Source organism: Pelodictyon clathratiforme (genome assembly GCF_982375515.1).
This window is the reverse complement of record NZ_OZ455102.1, coordinates 2,858,494-2,874,757: the sequence shown is the minus strand read 5'-3', so window position 1 is coordinate 2,874,757 and position 16,264 is coordinate 2,858,494. Positions and strand designations below refer to the sequence as shown.

14 protein-coding genes are annotated in these 16,264 nt (G+C 49.4%); 11 read left to right on the top strand and 3 right to left on the bottom strand.

Translation table 11 applies throughout. The features are described from left to right. Positions 1–91: 91 nt before the first annotated feature. The 7 genes from AC56AD_RS14075 to AC56AD_RS14045 all read left to right on the top strand — a co-directional run bounded on the left by AC56AD_RS14075 (position 92) and on the right by AC56AD_RS14045 (position 5,599). Positions 92–1,240 carry a helix-turn-helix domain-containing protein gene (locus tag AC56AD_RS14075; protein WP_012509411.1) on the top strand — a complete coding sequence of 383 codons (1,149 nt, stop codon included), beginning with the start codon at positions 92–94 and terminating at the stop codon, positions 1,238–1,240. Then, positions 1,227–1,709, top strand: coding sequence for a DUF4411 family protein (locus tag AC56AD_RS14070; RefSeq protein ID WP_012509410.1), 483 nt, complete (start codon positions 1,227–1,229; stop codon positions 1,707–1,709). The genes AC56AD_RS14075 and AC56AD_RS14070 overlap by 14 nt, the downstream gene beginning before the upstream one ends. Before the next feature lie 32 nt (positions 1,710–1,741). Then, positions 1,742–2,173 (top strand): DEAD/DEAH box helicase family protein, encoded by a 432-nt coding sequence (locus tag AC56AD_RS14065; protein ID WP_041526572.1) that lies wholly within the window; start codon positions 1,742–1,744, stop codon positions 2,171–2,173. A gap of 213 nt (positions 2,174–2,386) precedes the next feature. Further along, positions 2,387–3,673, top strand: coding sequence for an aminotransferase class I/II-fold pyridoxal phosphate-dependent enzyme (locus tag AC56AD_RS14060; protein WP_012509408.1), 1,287 nt, complete (start codon positions 2,387–2,389; stop codon positions 3,671–3,673). A 114-nt stretch (positions 3,674–3,787) separates the two neighbouring features. Continuing rightward, entirely contained in the window at positions 3,788–4,243 is a 456-nt protein-coding gene (gene mscL, locus AC56AD_RS14055) for a large-conductance mechanosensitive channel protein MscL (protein WP_012509407.1), read from the top strand. A gap of 203 nt (positions 4,244–4,446) precedes the next feature. Continuing rightward, positions 4,447–5,265 (top strand): DNA/RNA non-specific endonuclease, encoded by an 819-nt coding sequence (locus tag AC56AD_RS14050; RefSeq protein WP_012509406.1) that lies wholly within the window; start codon positions 4,447–4,449, stop codon positions 5,263–5,265. Positions 5,266–5,323: 58 nt separating this feature from the next. Then, the gene (locus AC56AD_RS14045) at positions 5,324–5,599 is read left to right on the top strand and encodes a hypothetical protein (protein WP_012509405.1); all 276 of its coding nucleotides are present in this window, start codon (positions 5,324–5,326) and stop codon (positions 5,597–5,599) included. Between the two features lie 16 nt (positions 5,600–5,615). Here the strand turns inward: AC56AD_RS14045 and AC56AD_RS14040 are convergent, their stop codons facing one another. Both AC56AD_RS14040 and prfB read right to left on the bottom strand, forming a co-directional pair. Then, positions 5,616–6,461 (bottom strand): metallophosphoesterase, encoded by an 846-nt coding sequence (locus tag AC56AD_RS14040; RefSeq protein ID WP_012509404.1) that lies wholly within the window; start codon positions 6,459–6,461, stop codon positions 5,616–5,618. Continuing rightward, positions 6,461–7,556 (bottom strand): peptide chain release factor 2 gene (gene prfB / locus AC56AD_RS14035; protein ID WP_223293935.1). Its coding sequence is split into 2 segments (ribosomal slippage): positions 6,461–7,486 and positions 7,488–7,556, totalling 1,095 coding nucleotides; the frame shifts between segments, so codons are not numbered across the junction. Before prfB ends, AC56AD_RS14040 begins: the two co-directional genes overlap by 1 nt. A 208-nt stretch (positions 7,557–7,764) precedes the next feature. Between prfB and AC56AD_RS14030 the strand changes: the two genes are divergently transcribed. The 3 genes from AC56AD_RS14030 to AC56AD_RS14020 all read left to right on the top strand — a co-directional run bounded on the left by AC56AD_RS14030 (position 7,765) and on the right by AC56AD_RS14020 (position 13,853). Next, positions 7,765–9,777, top strand: coding sequence for an alpha-1,4-glucan--maltose-1-phosphate maltosyltransferase (locus AC56AD_RS14030; protein WP_012509402.1), 2,013 nt, complete (start codon positions 7,765–7,767; stop codon positions 9,775–9,777). Positions 9,778–9,827: 50 nt separating this feature from the next. After that, complete coding sequence (gene treS / locus AC56AD_RS14025; RefSeq protein ID WP_012509401.1) at positions 9,828–13,124, top strand: maltose alpha-D-glucosyltransferase; 3,297 nt, start codon at positions 9,828–9,830, stop codon at positions 13,122–13,124. Positions 13,125–13,187: 63 nt separating this feature from the next. Next, the gene (locus AC56AD_RS14020; RefSeq protein ID WP_012509400.1) at positions 13,188–13,853 is read left to right on the top strand and encodes an alpha/beta hydrolase; all 666 of its coding nucleotides are present in this window, start codon (positions 13,188–13,190) and stop codon (positions 13,851–13,853) included. Between the two features lie 3 nt (positions 13,854–13,856). Here AC56AD_RS14020 and mazG read toward each other — a convergent pair whose 3' ends face one another. Beyond that, complete coding sequence (gene mazG, locus AC56AD_RS14015) at positions 13,857–14,666, bottom strand: nucleoside triphosphate pyrophosphohydrolase (RefSeq protein ID WP_012509399.1); 810 nt, start codon at positions 14,664–14,666, stop codon at positions 13,857–13,859. Between the two features lie 136 nt (positions 14,667–14,802). Here mazG and mnmE point away from each other — a divergent pair, with 136 nt between their 5' ends. Further along, entirely contained in the window at positions 14,803–16,224 is a 1,422-nt protein-coding gene (gene mnmE, locus AC56AD_RS14010; protein ID WP_012509398.1) for a tRNA uridine-5-carboxymethylaminomethyl(34) synthesis GTPase MnmE, read from the top strand. Positions 16,225–16,264: the final 40 nt, after the last annotated feature.

The window sequence follows — 16,264 nt, the reverse complement described above, 5'->3', positions numbered from 1 at the left end:
GGTGAAAACCCTTCTCATTTCAGGTGTTTACCATTAACCGGTCGCAGGGTAATCGCCGGAGATCGTTAAGATATAATGAGTTAGTATAGATATGGAACATATTCAGTCCATCAATCCGGAGCGTATTCTTTGGTGTTGTGCCGATTATGGCATAACGCCGGATGAGCTTGCTGCTGCGCTTGGCATAGCGCCAGGCAGCATCGAGCGGGTGATGGCTGGCGAAGATGGCATCACCTTCAATCAGTTGCGCAAGGTGGCGGACTTTTTTGGTCGCGGGGTACTGTTTTTTCTGGAGGAAGGGCCGGTTGATGTTGCACAGGTTCATACGACGCAGTTTCGAACGCTGACCAATCAGAAGCCGGAGGTGACGCCGGAGCTTAAAAAATTTATTGAGCGGGTCGAAAAACAGAGGGAAGTCTATCTTGGTCTGCTTGAAGATATGGATGAAACGGAACGGGTACGATTCACTCCACCGGATTTGCACGAAAAGACCCTCCCTGGAGTGGCTCGCATTGTTCGTGCATGGCTTGGACTCGGTGATAGCAATGATTTTGCCTCTTACCGTACTGCCGTGGAGGCAAGAGGTATTCTGGTCTTTCGGAGTAATGGTTACAGTGGCAAGTGGCAGATTCCAAAAGAGAGCCCGATTATCGGGTTTACCCTGTATGATCCCGATTGTCCGGTGATTGTTGTCAAGAAACAGGCTTCGGATAGCAGGCAAACATTCACGCTCATGCATGAATTGGCTCATTTGCTTTTGCACAAGAGCAGTTCCATTGACGACAACTTCGATCTGGACTCTTCCCATGGTAGAGAGCGCGATGCCAACTCCTTTGCAGGTCATCTGCTGGTACCGGATAATTTTCTTGCCCTGATCAATGACGCCGAACGACCTGAAGAGGTCTCTCGGTTCGATGTCTGGCTTGACAAGCACTGCAAGGCATGGGGGGTGAGTTGTGAAGTGATTTTGCGTCGATTACTTGATGCCGGTCGCCTGCTGCAAAGCGAATATGCTGCTTACAGGGAGTGGCATGCAACGTTGATCATTCATCAAAAAGAGGGGGGAAACCGTTCATACCGCTATCGTGAACCAAGGCACGTGTTCGGTGATACCTACGTGCGGACAGTGCTGGATGCCCTGAATGCCCGCCAAATTACACTGACCAAGGCAAGCAGTTATCTTGACAGTATCAAAATCAAAGATCTGCATAGTCTGGAGCATTTCTATGCTGATCGTTGACGCCTCATCCATTATCTATGCCTGGGATAATTACCCGATTCGGCAGTTTCCCGGGTTATGGTGTTGGATGGCTGAGCAATTTACAGATAGACATTTGGTTATGCCACGTGTTGCATATGATGAAGTTGACAACAAAGCTCCTGAATGTGCGGCATGGCTCAAAGATGCAAATATTGAACTGTTTGCGATCACGAATGTCATTGTCCGGGAGGCATTCAAAATCAAGAATCTTCTCGGTATTTCCTCTGACAGTTATCATTCCAAAGGGGTAGGTGAAAACGACATCTTTATTATAGCCACTGCAAGCGTCAATAATGTTGGCTTGGTCTCAGATGAAGGGCGGCAACAAAGGCTTCCAGATATTTCAGCGAAAAGAAAGATTCCTGCAGTTTGTGCCATGGATGAGGTCGCTGTTCCCTGTATGAACTTTATCGAATTCATCAAACGATCTGACGTGGTGTTCGGGTAGCATGTCGGTGGAAATTCTCCTTTAAAAGCGGGATGCGAAAAATGCTTGCCGCCATAGCGGATGGTGGCAAGCGAATACTGTTGACACTCGCAACAGGAACAGGCAAGACCTTTATCGCTTTCCAGATTGTCTGGAAGCTTTTCCAGAGCGGCTGGAACCTGAATCGTGACGGCAAGCGACAGCCGCGTATTCTTTTTCTTGCTGATCGGAATATCCCTGCAAGCCAGGCTTTCAATGCATTCTCCCCATTCCCACAGGATGCTCTTGTGCGCATCAGGCCGGATGAGGTTCGCAGAAACGGCAGGGTGCCGATCAACGGTTCTATTTTCTTTACCATATTCCAGACCTTCATGACGGGGCCTGAGAATTCTCCATGCTTCGGCGAGTATCATCGGGGCGGAGCCAACAATGAAAGCAACTGGCGCGTTGATGCGTTTTTGCCAAAATCGTTGAGTGCTGATTGAGAAGGAAAAACAGAGAAAAACAGGGAATATTGGATTCTTGAGAAGTTGCGTAATGGAGGGGAAGCGTTTTTTTTGCTTTGTTTGATAATTCTGATCCGTTGTGTAGGTTGGGGGAGACGAGTTTTTGTATGTAAAGCATTTTTGAGTTATAGAAAAAAAAGATAGGCTTAACCGATTTTTTGCGTATTCGATTCATAAACAAACGGTAGTGTCATGGATTATAATATTGAGTTAACCAGTTCGATGCAAATCGGCATGTTGCGTCAAAAACTGGGATCTTCAGGAATTATACGTTTGAAAGATGTGGCGAGGCATATTGATAACTTGAAAGATCTTCAGCTACAGGAAGATGTTTGGTGTTATGATCGTTATCCAAAGCAGAGTAGTTCGGCTAAGGTGATGATAAAATCTCATCACAATAACAAAGAACATGAGTGTGTTCTTTGGTCGGTTAACCATTATCTCGGCCTGAACAGGCACCCGAAAGTTATCAAAGCAGCACAAGATGCTATAGCAGTTTATGGAACCGGATCAGGAACATCCGCAATGAGCGGCGGCTTCTGTGAGTTACATAAAAAAATTGAGGAAAAGGTCGCGCAACTGTTTCATAAAGAGGCAGGAATTATATTCCCAACTGGTTATACAGCAAACGTGGGAGCAATATCTTCACTTTGTGCAGGACGAAACTCTCTTATTCTCATTGATCGTGAGGTTCATGCGAGTATTCTCGATGGCTGCAAATTCTCCGGAGCGAAATATTTGCCATTCAAGCATAATTCTGTTGATGACCTGAGGAGTAAGATTAATAAATATAAAGAGTTATATGATCAGATTTTTGTCATTATCGAGTCTGTCTATTCCATGAGTGGAGATATTGCTCCCTTGCGGGAAATAGCTGATTTGAAGCAAAGCAATAATTTTTTTCTCTATGTTGATGAGGCGCATAGTTTTGGTATTTATGGAAAAAATGGAGGTGGGCTTTGTCTGGAGATGGGCATAACTGATTCTGTTGATATGCTCATGACAACACTCTCAAAGGCAGCAGCATCGGTTGGAGGTGTTGTGGCCGGGAATAAAGAACTCTGCTCTTTGATACAAGTCAGTGCTAATGCATACATTTTTCAATGTTGTGTGACGCCATCATCGGCAGCAACCGTCATTGAGGCTCTTGATATTATTGAAAAAGAGCCAATACACCGCGAAACGTTGCATGATAATAATCGATATTTCAGAGAGAAATTATTAAAATTGAATTTTGATCTTGGCGAGAGTATAAGCCCTATCGTTCCTATCTATATCAGAAGTCAAACCATAATGCAGAATATGGAAAAAGAGCTGTATGAACGGGGAATATTCAGCGTTTCAGTGACTTATCCTGGCGTTAAATTTAATGAAGTCAGATTCCGGTTTATTGTTTCTGCGGCTCATACCAGACAACATATTGATTATACCTGTGAAGTGCTCAGCGAGCTTGGCAAAAAATATGGGCTTATTGAGTAAGAATGCGTTATTGCTCTCTTCGCCAGAAGAGGACAGTACGCGAAATGCGACGGAATGTTATGTCGTTTTGTTACTAACCGAATGTTTTTCAATGAATTTTGAGGAAGAGTGATCATGCTTAAAGAGTTTAAAGAGTTTGCCATGAAGGGCAACGTTGTAGATATGGCAGTTGGTATCATTGTTGGTGGAGCGTTTGGTACGATTGTCAATACTCTTGTCTCCCAGGTGTTGATGCCCCCACTGGGTCTGTTGATTGGAGGAGTCGATTTTACAAATCTCTACCTTATTCTAAAAGAGGGTTCCAAGGCAGCAGCTCCTTACGCCGCTTTGGCCGATGCGACTGCGGCAGGAGCGGTTACGGTCAATTACGGACTCTTCCTTAACTCTGTGATCAGTTTTTTAATCATGGCATTTGCAGTGTTCCTGCTTGTCAAAGCTATAAATATGCTTCGTCGTGAAGAGAAGGCCCCACCTTTGGCTCCGACAACAAAAGAGTGTCCTTATTGCCTTTCGATCGTACCTCTCAAGGCTACCCGTTGCTCCAGTTGCACTTCAGAGTTAGGAAAATAATGAGAGTATGAAACTTACCCTGGTATTCTGTCCTGAATACGCCACTCCTGCTTTTATGCTGATTGTTCTGTTTTAAGAGCAGGGATAGTCTCCTCCTGTAAATGTATATTCCCGCAGAAAAAGGGGTTAGCTGCCTATAAGCGGCTTGCCCCCTTTTCGTGGTGTGGAATGTATTTCAAAATCAGTATCACAGGGGGGCTTTTATGATGGTGCTCAGGTCGGCAATCTCTTTTCGGAATCGAATATCGTTTTTTGTGCTCTTCCTGCTGTTTGTGGCAGCAGGGAATGCGAGTACGCTGTATGCTTCTTCCACACCCTGGCCATTGCAATATCTGAGCGGTGTTGCTCCGGATATCAAGAATACAAAACTGGCGCAGAAAACTCGTGAACTGGGTTTTGATAACTATGTTGTCATGCATTCGGGTGTGACCATGAGCCCGTTATGGTCTGCTGAGTATTTGACACGCGAGAACTTGCTGAGTGCGAAGGGATTGGAGAGGCGGAACAGTTTTCACCATGAAGAGCAGCTTCCTGTCAGTGAACGGGCAGAACTGAAGGATTACGCAAAATCAGGATTGGATCGTGGCCACATGGCGCCAAATGCTGACATGCCGACAGAGAAGGCACAGTGGCAATGCTTTTCACTTGCGAATATGATTCCCCAGGATCCGGACAATAACCGTAATTTATGGGCCGCCATCGAATCTTCCGTGAGGACAATGGTCAGAAACCGTGGCGATCTCTATGTAATTTCCGGGCCACTCTATCTTGGTACCACTCTAAAACGTCTGAACGGCCGGGTTTTTGTGCCGACGAACATGTTTAAAATTGTTTATGATCCTCGTTTGAAAAGGGGGGCGGCTTACGTTGTCAGCAATGAGCCGGGTGAAGAGTGGCAGGTTTTGAGTATCAGTCAGATTGAGAAATTGGCAGGGATCAATTTTTTCCCGAAACTATCATTTGCTGATAAACAATCGATGTTGAAATTGCCTGACCCGACACGGCATAATGATCGTTATTGAATTCGTTGGAGGCAAGATTCGTTAATTTGATTTTTTCATGAAACAGGAGGATGCGAGCATGAGCAAGAAAGAGAAAAAACTGATCCCTTTTGCCAATGAATCGGATTCATTGGGTATTGGCGGCTTGACTATAGAGAACAGGGTCGATCGTATTTCGCTTTACGGAAGCCTTGACATCACACGGGATAAGGAGGGAGCGCTCAATGCGGAGAAGCTGAAGTCTCTTTTCGATGCAATTGTTGTTGCCCTTGGGTCTGAGGAGCTGCCAGATCAGATCAGTGTCAGAGCGATGGAAGAGATTGCAAATCCTTTTGCGGAGAATGGCGGGCAGTGACGGTGCGTTTTTATTCTCAATGGCGAAGCGGGAGATCATAGAGCGTTTCGTCAAGCTGATTTTGTATCACGATCTGTTTGCTCTTCAATTCTACCGTACCGCAGGCGAAGCGGGGGTGTGCGGTGCGGTTAACGAAGGCTGGCAGCACGATAAAGTGGATACCGTTCAGCAGCGCATAAGCTCCATAGTGATAATGGCCGCTGAGGCAGGCCTTGACGGCGGCAGAAGAGAGAAGAAGTTCTGAAATTTCCCGGTGGTTCCACAGAAGCCCATGTTTCTGGTCGGTCGTCTCAGGAAGCAGCGGGAAGTGGCAGATGATGATCACCTTTTCATTGGAATCCTCCGCCACTTGAAGCTCTCTTTGCAGCCACCTCTTCTGCTTGATTCCCACAGCTCCGCAATAGTCGTGCAGTTCAGGAGAGGCTAAAAAAGAGGCAAGGATCTGGCGCTCTTGCGGCGTTTCAGGTTGGCGGAGCACTGAAATATCCATGCCGTCAAGCACAATAAAACGAAACTCCTGCAGGGTAAATGAGTAAAAGGCTCTGTGCAGTCCGAGAGCTGCCATCAGTTCCTCGCGAGGCAGGGCCAGGCAATGATTGCCGATGACATGGCGGATGGCGCCCGGAAAAGTTTTGAGGATGGAGTGTACTTGCAGGAACTCTTCCTGCTTGTGAGCTTCGCTGCCCTGGATCAAGTCACCAAGCTGCAGCAGCAAACCGATCTTTTTTCTTTTCCATCCCTCTATGCAGTTGCGAAGATCTGCGGCAGCGAGGTGTGCTGCCGCAGTTTCGTTCCCGGTTGAGAAGTGGATGTCGGTAATGATGCCGAACCGGACAGGATGGCCGTTGTCAGGGTTTGCCATCAGTCACCGAATTCGGAGAGGTATTTTTCCATGAACTCGTCGAGATCTCCATCAAGCACGGTTTCTACATCAAATCGTTCGTAGTTGGTGCGGTGATCTTTGATGCGCCGGTCATCGAGAACATAGCTCCGGATCTGGCTTCCCCACTCAATTTTTTTCTTTTTACCTTCGATCTCCCGTTTTCTGGCATCCTCTTCATCGCGCTGTCGCTGGTAGAGTTGAGCCATCAGCATTTTCATGGCGCGTTCCCTGTTCTGGAACTGTGAACGTTCTTCCTGGCAACCCACGACGATACCCGTCGGGAGGTGCTTGATGCGTACGGCTGTCTCCACCTTGTTGACGTTCTGGCCGCCCTTGCCGCCGCTGCGGAACGTTGAAAGTTCAAGATCCTCTTTGCGGACGTCGATTTCAACATCGGGTGGCGCTTCGGGGTAGGTGAAGACACTGGCAAAAGAGGTGTGGCGCCGGGCATTCGAGTCGAACGGCGAGACACGCACCAGTCGGTGAACGCCGTTTTCAGCTTTCAGATAACCATAGGCATAAGGGCCCTCGATTTCGAGCGTTGCGGTTTTTATTCCTGCCCCGTCACCCTCCTGGTAGTCGTCGGTATAGATTTTGAATCCCTTGCGTTCAGCCCAGCGCATGTACATGCGGTAGAGCATTTCAGCCCAGTCCTGTGCCTCGGTTCCTCCAGCTCCGGCATGAATCGTGATCATGGCGTTGCCAGCATCATCCTTTCCCGAAAGCATGTTTTTGAACTCAATGGCTGAAATATCATGCTCGATTGACGCAATGAGTGCAGTCAGCTCTTCGCCGAAGGATTCATCGTCAAGTTCTATGGCAATGTCGAACTCATCCTGACAGGAGCGCGCCTTCAGAATGATTTTTTCATACGCGTCTGTCCATGATTTATGTTCGTTCAGCTCTTTGAGTACCTTGTTTGCTGCTTTCTGGTCGTTCCAGAAGGCTGGATCGAAGGAAATTTTTTCAAGATCCTCGATTTTTTCTTTGCGCTCATCGACGTCAAAGATACCCCCGTAACTGTTCGAGGCGACGATGAATCTCCTGCAGTCTTTCTTTTTGTGGTTCAAACATAATTGCTCGGTAGAGTTGAGTTTTGAGAGGATAACAGATGTTCACAATGAACAATTTTTTTCAGCAGAAATCAAAGAGGTTGTTTCTGTCGGGCTATTTGATGCTATCGTTGAAATTAGAAGAGTATCTACGCAATAAAGTAAAGGAGTTTTCCTATTTTCCAGTCTGTACCGGTATACCTCCGGCCATTAATCCTGAGATTCTGAAGATGAATAATGCATTCCAACGGGCGCGTCCCTCTTACAGCAATCAACCCTGTGACGGTCGTCAGAGAGTTGTTATAGAAAATGTTTCACCTGAAATCGACGGGGGCAAGTATCCGGCGAAAGTTGTGGAGGGTGATCGGCTTTTTGTTGAGGCAGATATCTTTGTTGATGGTGCAGATACCATCACGGCAGAGATCTGCTTCCGACCCCCAGGCAGTGCGGGGTGGACGTTATCTCCTATGGAGCCGCAAGGTAACGATCGATGGAAAGGTTCCTTTCTTGCAGGAACTCCTGGCTATTACCAGTATAGCGTTCTGGCTAAAGTTGATCACTTCCAGACATGGAAAAAGGGATTGGCGAAAAAAATTGAGGCTGGTCAGGATGTGTCGCTCGACCTGCAGATCGGCGCTCTTCTGGTGGAGAAGGGAGCTGAACGGGCTGAAGCGGTCGATGCCGCCATGCTCAGGTTTATTGCATCCTGCCTCCGTTCAGAAGATAAGGAGGAGGCAGCCATAGCGGCGCTTGATGCAGAACTTGCCCGGCTCATGGAGCGTCATCCCGACAAGGCGTATGCCTCTTTCTATGATAACATACTCGGCTTGACCGTGGAGCAGAAAAAGGCTGGATGCAGTGCGTGGTATGAGCTTTTTCCCCGTTCATGGGGTTCAGAGCCAGGCCGGCACGGTACATTCAATGACTGTTGTCGGCAATTGCCGATGATAGCCGGAATGGGATTCGATGTTATCTATCTTCCTCCTGTTCATCCGATAGGCTACACGAAGCGGAAGGGCAAGAATAATGCCCTTGTTGCCGCACCCCATGAGCCGGGCAGTTGCTGGGCAATTGGCAATAAGGATGGAGGCCACAAGGCCGTTCATCCGGAACTTGGTACGCTTGAAGAATTTACAGCATTTGTGACGGAGGCTGAGAAGCTCGGCATTTCTGTGGCGCTTGATATTGCTTTTCAATGTTCGCCTGATCATCCTTACGTCAAAGAGCATCCGCAGTGGTTTACCTGGCGTCCGGACGGGACAGTGCAGTTCGCCGAAAATCCTCCCAAACGATATGAGGATATCCTTCCCATCAATTTTGAGTCTGCTGACTGGCAGAACCTCTGGATTGAGCTGAAAAGCATCTTTCTTTTCTGGATCGACAAGGGTGTCAAAATTTTTCGTGTTGACAATCCCCATACCAAGGCCTTTCCTTTCTGGGAGTGGGTAATTTCCTCAATCAGGGAGGAGCATCCTGATACCGTTTTTCTGGCAGAGGCCTTTACCCGCCCAAAACTGATGGCTCGGCTGGCTAAAATTGGCTATAGTCAGTCATACAGTTACTTTACCTGGCGTAACACAAAACAGGAGCTGCAGGCATATGTGAGTGAACTGACCTCAGCGCCACTGAAACATTTCATGCGGGCGAATTTCTGGCCGAACACGCCCGATATCCTGCACGAAGAGTTCCAGCGAGGCGGACGGGAGAAGTTTATTATCCGCCTGGTTTTGGCCTCAACACTTTCGTCAAACTATGGCATGTATGGCCCGGCTTATGAACTCTGCGAAAATCGGCCGGTTGGCGAAGGCAAGGAGGAGTATCTTGATTCCGAAAAATATGAGATCAAAGCGTGGGATCTCGATCGCCCGGGCAATATCCGCGCCGAGATTACCCGCATCAACCGGATACGGAAAGAGAATCCTGCCCTTCAGCAGACTTCTGACATTACCTTTGTTCATGTTGAAGATTCTCCGGGTCATGAACATGAACAGTTGATGGCCTATGTGAAGCGGTCGGCGGATGGCAGCAATATTGTTCTTGTGGTGGTCAATCTTGATCAGTCCGGTACGCAGTCAGGGTGGCTCAGGTTCCCTCTCGAACTTTTCGGACTTTCGCATCAGCACCCCTTCATGGTTGAGGATCTGCTCAACGGTAATCAATACAACTGGAATGGCGAATGGAACTTCGTGGAGATGAATCCATGGATCATGCCAGCGCACATTTTCAGGGTGACCCTTTCCTGATAACATGAGTTTTAACATTCAGTCACTTTCTACTTATAACGAATTCTAACATGTATCAACCCGAACCGCTCTGGTACAAAGACGCCATTATTTATGAGGCGCATGTCAAGACGTTCTATGACAGCAACAATGATGGTGTTGGAGATTTTCAGGGACTGCGCCAGAAGCTTGGTTACCTGCAAAGTCTCGGTGTTACTGCCATCTGGCTGCTTCCCTTTTATCCATCGCCTTTACGAGATGATGGTTACGATATTGCCGATTATATGAGTGTCAATCCCGATTACGGGACGATGGAAGATTTCCGGGAGTTTATTGAAGAGGCACACTCTCTTGGTATAAAGGTGATTACCGAGCTGGTCGTGAACCACACTTCCGACCAACATGCCTGGTTCCAGCGTGCCCGGAAGGCTCCGGCAGGCTCTCCAGAGAGAAACTTCTATGTCTGGAGTGACGATTCCAGCAAATATTCTGAAGCCCGGATTATTTTCCAGGACTTCGAGGCTTCAAACTGGACATGGGATCCGGTTGCCGGGCAATATTTCTGGCATCGCTTCTACCATCACCAGCCCGACCTGAACTTTGAAAACCCCGAAGTACACAAGGCTCTGCTCGGTGTGCTTGATTTCTGGCTTGGCATGGGCGTTGATGGTCTCCGCCTTGATGCTGTTCCCTATCTCTATGAAGAGGAGGGGAGTAACTGCGAAAATTTACCGAGGACTTATGAGTATCTGAGGGCGTTGCGCTCCTATGTGGATGAGCACTATCCCAACCGGATGCTGCTTGCCGAAGCCAACCAGTGGCCTGAAGATTCTGCAGCCTATTTTGGTACCGGTGACCTCTGTCACATGAACTTCCACTTTCCCCTGATGCCGCGCATGTATATGGCGCTTGCTACCGAAGATCGTTTTCCCATTCTCGATATTCTGGAACAGACACCGGAAATTCCGGAGATCTGCCAGTGGGCTTCGTTCCTTCGCAATCATGATGAGCTGACGCTTGAAATGGTTACTGACGAGGAGCGCGACTACATGCGCAGGGTCTATGCCAACGATCCCAAGGCCCGTATCAATCTTGGTATCCGCCGCCGTCTTGCACCGCTCATGGCCAATGATCGCCGCAAGATTGAACTGATGAACATCATGCTGCTCTCACTGCCCGGAACTCCGGTACTCTACTACGGTGACGAAATTGGCATGGGCGATAACTTTTATCTTGGTGATCGAGATGGAGTACGTACACCCATGCAGTGGAACTCTGACCGTAATGCAGGGTTTTCGCGTGCCAATCCCCAGCGGCTGCAGCTCCCGGTCATCATCGATCCGGAATATCATTATGAGGCGGTCAACGTAGAGGTGCAGGAGAGCAATGTCAACTCCCTGCTCTGGTGGATGCGCCATACCATATCAACTGCTCATCGCTACAAATCGCTCAGCCGTGGTACCATTGAGTTCCTGCAGGTGAGCAACCCCAAAGTGCTGATTTTTATTCGTCAGTTCGAGGATGAAACCATGCTTAGTGTGATCAACCTCTCAAGAAATGCCCAGGCGGTGATGATTGATCTATCCCGCTTTGACGGCTATATCCCTGAAGAGGTGTTCAGCATGAACCGTTTTCCGAAAATCAGGAAAATTCCCTACATGGTGGCCCTGGGATCCTATGGATATTTCTGGTTGCAGTTGGTCAAGGATACCGAAAATACGGATGGTCGTCCATACCTCGACAAACCTTTTGCGACACCCTCTCGCTGGCAAAGCCTCTTTACCGGCAAAAGCCGCGAACGGCTTGAAACAGAGATTCTGCCCCAGTACTTCAAGGTAAGCCGCTGGTTTGGCGGCAAGGTGCGTCATATCATGCGTATCTCCATCGTCGATACCATTCCTGTGGCGGGAATGGCAAAAGCCAAGTTGCTGGTTACGGAAGTGCGCTATTCAAGTGGTGAGAATGAACGCTATCAACTCCCGGTATGCTTTTCTCCGCTTTCCCTGGTTTCTCTCCAGGATGATAATTTCTACAAGCGCGTTATTGCAAGGGTCGTTATTGGCGATGAAGAGGGTTATCTGTGCGACGCCACCTTTGATGGGCGTTTCCTGAACCATCTCTATCAGCTTGTTACCGGCAAGGAGAGTTGGCAGGGTAAAGAGGGCACTGTTTCCGGAATGAAGTCCATGAAGATGGATGCTGTTGCGGAAGAGGGAATGGAGCATGAGCCCCTCCTGATGGGTGTCGAACAATCGAATACCTCAATTCGCTTCAATAATGATCTCTGCCTGAAGCTCTATCGCCGCATTGAAATCGGAATCTCTCCCGAAGTGGAGATGTGCCGTGCGCTGAGTGAGCATACTTCGTTCAAAAACCTGCCGGGCTATCTTGGTTCACTGAACTATGAGCAGAGTCGCACCAACGGCTATTCTCTCGGTATTTTGCAGCATTTTGTGAAAAACGAAGGGGATGCCTGGCAGCTTTCGCTTAGTCAGGTGAAACGCTATTATGATGATATCCTTGCAAAAATCAACTCCGGCATGGTATTGCCTGCGTTGCCGAAACTCAGTGGTGATCCCGTGCAGCTTCCCGAAATCATGCATGAACTGATTGGTGAAGCCTATCTTGGCATGCTTGAAAAGCTTGCAGAACGGACTGCTGAAATGCACCTCTCCCTTGCTTCGCTCGACAGCGATCCGGCATTTGCGCCAGAGGCTTTTACTACACTCTATCAGCGTTCTATCTACCAGGCGATGTGCGAACAGGTGAAGCGGGCGGTTCTTCTTATCCGTGAAATCATGCATCAGATGGCTCCGGAGCAGCAGCAGCTTGCATCTCTTTTTGTGCAGAGGCAGAAACAGATTTTGCAGCAGTTTGATCCCATCAGGATAGAGAAAATCGATACACTCAAAATCAGGATTCACGGCGATTTTCATCTTGGCCAGGTACTCTTTACCGGCAAGGATTTTGTGATTATCGATTTTGAGGGAGAGCCTGCCCGGCCCCTCTCCGAACGGAAAATCAAACGTTCGGTTTTCCGTGATATTTCAGGCATGTTGCGCTCCTTCGACTATGCGGCCTTTAATGTGCTGCAGCAGGACAACACCCTCTTCCGTCCGGAAGAGCGGCTTGCCCTTGAGCCTTGGGCTGACCGCTGGAGTTTCTATGCTGGCCAGTACTTTCTCGACAGCTATTTTGCAAAGACCGGAGGCAGTAATATTGTTCCGGCAGATCCGAAGCAGCGTGAACATCTGATGCGGGCCTATTTGATGAACAAGGCGGTCTACGAACTCAATTATGAGCTCAACAATCGTCCTGACTGGGCCTCCATACCGCTTCGGGGTATTATGAAGATTCTGGAGTCGTAACGCGGGAATCGGGATGATGCCTCTGCCGTGCAGTGCGGCAGGGAGCATCTCCGTTCCAGTTCAATGGGTAACTGGTTTCGGGAGAATGTTTTGCAGGTACATACCATAGAAACATCGGTGAGCGGGAAGTATCTTCTCCGTTTGCCCGCTGATCCAGGTACGGCTCCGCTTCTTGCGGGCTTTCATGGTTACGGCCAGACTGCTGAAGATGAGTTTCGTCTGCTGTGTGCAATTCCTGGCTCAGATCGCTGGTTTTGCTGTTCCATCGAAGCGCTCCACTCCCTCTATACTGCGGCAGGCAATCCCGGCGCAAGCTGGATGACCAGTTGTGATCGCGAGCAGCATATTGAAGAGAATGTGCGCTATGTCGATGCGGTTATCGAGCGTATCAGGGCGCTCCACGATGTGAACGACCGCCTCTGCTTTCATGGCTTTTCACAAGGTACCGGCATGGCTTGCCGTGCAGCCCTGCTTGGCCGTTACCCGGCAGAGCGCATCCTGCTCCTTGGCGGTGACATTCCTCCGGAACTTGCCGTAAGTGGGCGTATGGGACGGGTGCATCTTGCCCGTGGTACCCGCGATCAGCTCTATTCGCAGGAGCGGTATGAACGGGATGTTGCACGGTTGCAGGAAGGGGGGATTGCGTTTGTTGCCTGCAGCTTTACCGGTGGTCACCGCGTCAATGAAGCATATTATCAAGCTGCAGGGGAGTTTCTTGAGGGTGAGTAGCATCTACTTTTCTTTTGCAGCTCTCCATAGTCTGTCGAGCTCTTCCGGTGTGTACTCCTGCCAGTTGCGGTCTGATGCCTGGACCTGTTCTTCAATATGGCGGAAGCGGCCCATAAACTTGTTTGTGGCTTTGCGGAGAGCATCTTCAGGGTTTGCTCCAAGAAAGCGACTGTAGTTGACAAGGGTGAAAAGCAGGTCGCCGAACTCCTCCTCCTGCTCCTCTTTGGTGGCAGCCTCTTTCAGCTCCCTGAGCTCTTCGGCAAGTTTATCGAGCACACCCTCGTCACTGGGCCAGTCGAAACCAACTCCCGCAACCTTTTTCTGTACACGATAGGCGCGCAGAAGCTCCGACATGGCGTTCGGTACTCCGTCAAGCAGGCTCTGGCGTCCCTCCTTGAGCTTGAGGTTCTCCCAGTTTTGCAGCACCTCCAGTTCGGTTTCGGCTATGACATCACCAAAGACGTGCGGGTGACGGCTGATGAGCTTGTGGCAGAGCGCTTCAAAAACATCGGCAAAGGAGAAGGTTCCCCGCTCTTCTCCGAGGAGAACCTGAAAAGAGAGATGGAGAAAAAGGTCGCCACACTCTTTTTTCAGTTCGGTTTCATCCTGCTGGTCGATGGCGTGGATCAGTTCGTAGCTCTCTTCGAGCAACAGGTGGGCCAGCGACTCCGGAGTCTGCTTTCGATCCCAGGGGCACTCCTGACGCAGTACCTTGACAAGACTCAGGGCTCGTTCGAACTGCTCTGCAAGGGTTCGTTCTCTCTGCGCGACAATGTCGGCTTTCAACTCTTCTGTCGCTGTTTTTTCAGCCATTGCGTCATGCTATTTTCTCAGTTTTGCTTTTCAACTCTGGCTGAAGTTACGCTTTCTTGCCGCTATTTCTGTATACTTCAGGGAGAGTGTTCAATGTCCCTTGCACAATAGCATATAATTTATTTTTCTGAAAGTCATGACGATGCCCATCATCTTGCCCCGGCAGGAAGCTCCTGTTGCCGCCATTGCCACACCGGTTGGCGTTGGCGCTCTCGCGGTGCTGCGTATCAGCGGCGAGGGGGTTTTTGATATCGCCCAGAAGGTGTTTCGCAAAAAAAACAACCCGAACTTTCGCTTTACTGCATCGAAAGGGTTTCGGGCCCATTTTGGTACGGTGCATGACAGCGAAGGGCTCATTGACGAAGTGGTTGCCTTGGTGTTTCGTTCACCAAACTCCTTTACTATGGAGGATATGGTTGAGTTCACCTGTCATGGCGGCCCTGTTGTTGTTCAGCATATCCTTAAAGTGCTGCTTGATGAGGGGTGCAGGCTGGCAGAGCCGGGTGAGTTTACCCGGCGGGCATTTCTGAACGGGCGGATTGATCTTCTGCAGGCTGAGGCGATTGGCGAGATGATTCATGCCCGAACAGAATCCGCATTCCGTACCGCAGTGACCCAGATGCAGGGAACCCTCTCCCTGAGGCTCGACGCCATGCGGGAGCTGCTTTTGCGCTCATGTGCCCTTCTGGAGCTCGAACTTGATTTCAGCGAGGAGGATGTTGAGTTCCAAAGTCGCACGCAACTTCAGGAAGAGCTTGCCGGGTTACAGGAAGAGCTGCACCGTCTTGTGGATTCCTATCAGCATGGCAGACTGTTGAAAGAGGGGGTTGCAACGGTGATTGCGGGCTTGCCGAATGCTGGCAAGTCAACCCTGCTCAATGTGCTGCTCGGCGAAGAGCGCTCCATTGTGAGCCATATGCCGGGCACGACCCGCGACTATATCGAAGAGTGCTTTCTCTATGAAAAAACCATGTTTCGCCTGACCGATACGGCCGGGTTGCGCGAAGGAGGGGAGGAGGTTGAGCATGAAGGTATCCGGCGCAGTTTCAAAAAAATTTCTGAAGCCGATCTTCTTGTCTATCTCCTTGATATCAGCCTTGAGAGCTACCTTGATGAAGTTCCCCTGATCCGAGATCTTCTTGAGCGTAACAGCAATGCCCGTATGATTGTTGCGGCCAACAAAATTGACCTTGCAACCGGGAGCGAAGAGCGGCTGCAAAAACTCCGTGCGGCGACCGGCTGCGAAGTGTGTGCACTTTCTGCCGCCAAGGGAGAAGGGCTTGAGGCTCTCAAGCGCCTGATGAGCACGATGGTGGAAGGGCTTGACAAGCTTCATGAAGCGAGTGTTCTGGTGACCAGCCTGCGTCACTATGAGGCGCTCCGCAACGCATCCGATGCCCTCGCAAACGCGCAGGAACTGATCACCCGTCAGGCCGAAACGGAACTCATAGCCTTCGAGCTTCGTTCAGCCCTCGACTATGTCGGAGAAATCACCGGAAAAGTGGTCAGCGAAGAGATCGTGAATCTCATCTTTGAGCAGTTCTGCATCGGAAAGTGAAGTCATATGTCCTTGTTCGCTTTGTTTTTATTTGCTATAT

Excerpts from the sequence above, each read along its gene's own strand:
- AC56AD_RS14050 (WP_012509406.1), top strand. The coding sequence starts at position 4,447 with ATGATGGTGCTCAGGTCGGCAATCTCTTTTCGGAATCGAATATCGTTT.
- AC56AD_RS14045 (WP_012509405.1), top strand. The coding sequence starts at position 5,324 with ATGAGCAAGAAAGAGAAAAAACTGATCCCTTTTGCCAATGAATCGGAT.
- AC56AD_RS14040 (WP_012509404.1), bottom strand. The coding sequence starts at position 6,461 with ATGGCAAACCCTGACAACGGCCATCCTGTCCGGTTCGGCATCATTACC.
- AC56AD_RS14065 (WP_041526572.1), top strand. The coding sequence starts at position 1,742 with ATGCGAAAAATGCTTGCCGCCATAGCGGATGGTGGCAAGCGAATACTG.
- AC56AD_RS14030 (WP_012509402.1), top strand. The coding sequence starts at position 7,765 with ATGAATAATGCATTCCAACGGGCGCGTCCCTCTTACAGCAATCAACCC.
- AC56AD_RS14070 (WP_012509410.1), top strand. The coding sequence starts at position 1,227 with ATGCTGATCGTTGACGCCTCATCCATTATCTATGCCTGGGATAATTAC.
- AC56AD_RS14075 (WP_012509411.1), top strand. The coding sequence starts at position 92 with ATGGAACATATTCAGTCCATCAATCCGGAGCGTATTCTTTGGTGTTGT.
- mazG (WP_012509399.1), bottom strand. The coding sequence starts at position 14,666 with ATGGCTGAAAAAACAGCGACAGAAGAGTTGAAAGCCGACATTGTCGCG.
- AC56AD_RS14060 (WP_012509408.1), top strand. The coding sequence starts at position 2,387 with ATGGATTATAATATTGAGTTAACCAGTTCGATGCAAATCGGCATGTTG.
- treS (WP_012509401.1), top strand. The coding sequence starts at position 9,828 with ATGTATCAACCCGAACCGCTCTGGTACAAAGACGCCATTATTTATGAG.
- AC56AD_RS14020 (WP_012509400.1), top strand. The coding sequence starts at position 13,188 with ATGGGTAACTGGTTTCGGGAGAATGTTTTGCAGGTACATACCATAGAA.
- mnmE (WP_012509398.1), top strand. The coding sequence starts at position 14,803 with ATGACGATGCCCATCATCTTGCCCCGGCAGGAAGCTCCTGTTGCCGCC.
- mscL (WP_012509407.1), top strand. The coding sequence starts at position 3,788 with ATGCTTAAAGAGTTTAAAGAGTTTGCCATGAAGGGCAACGTTGTAGAT.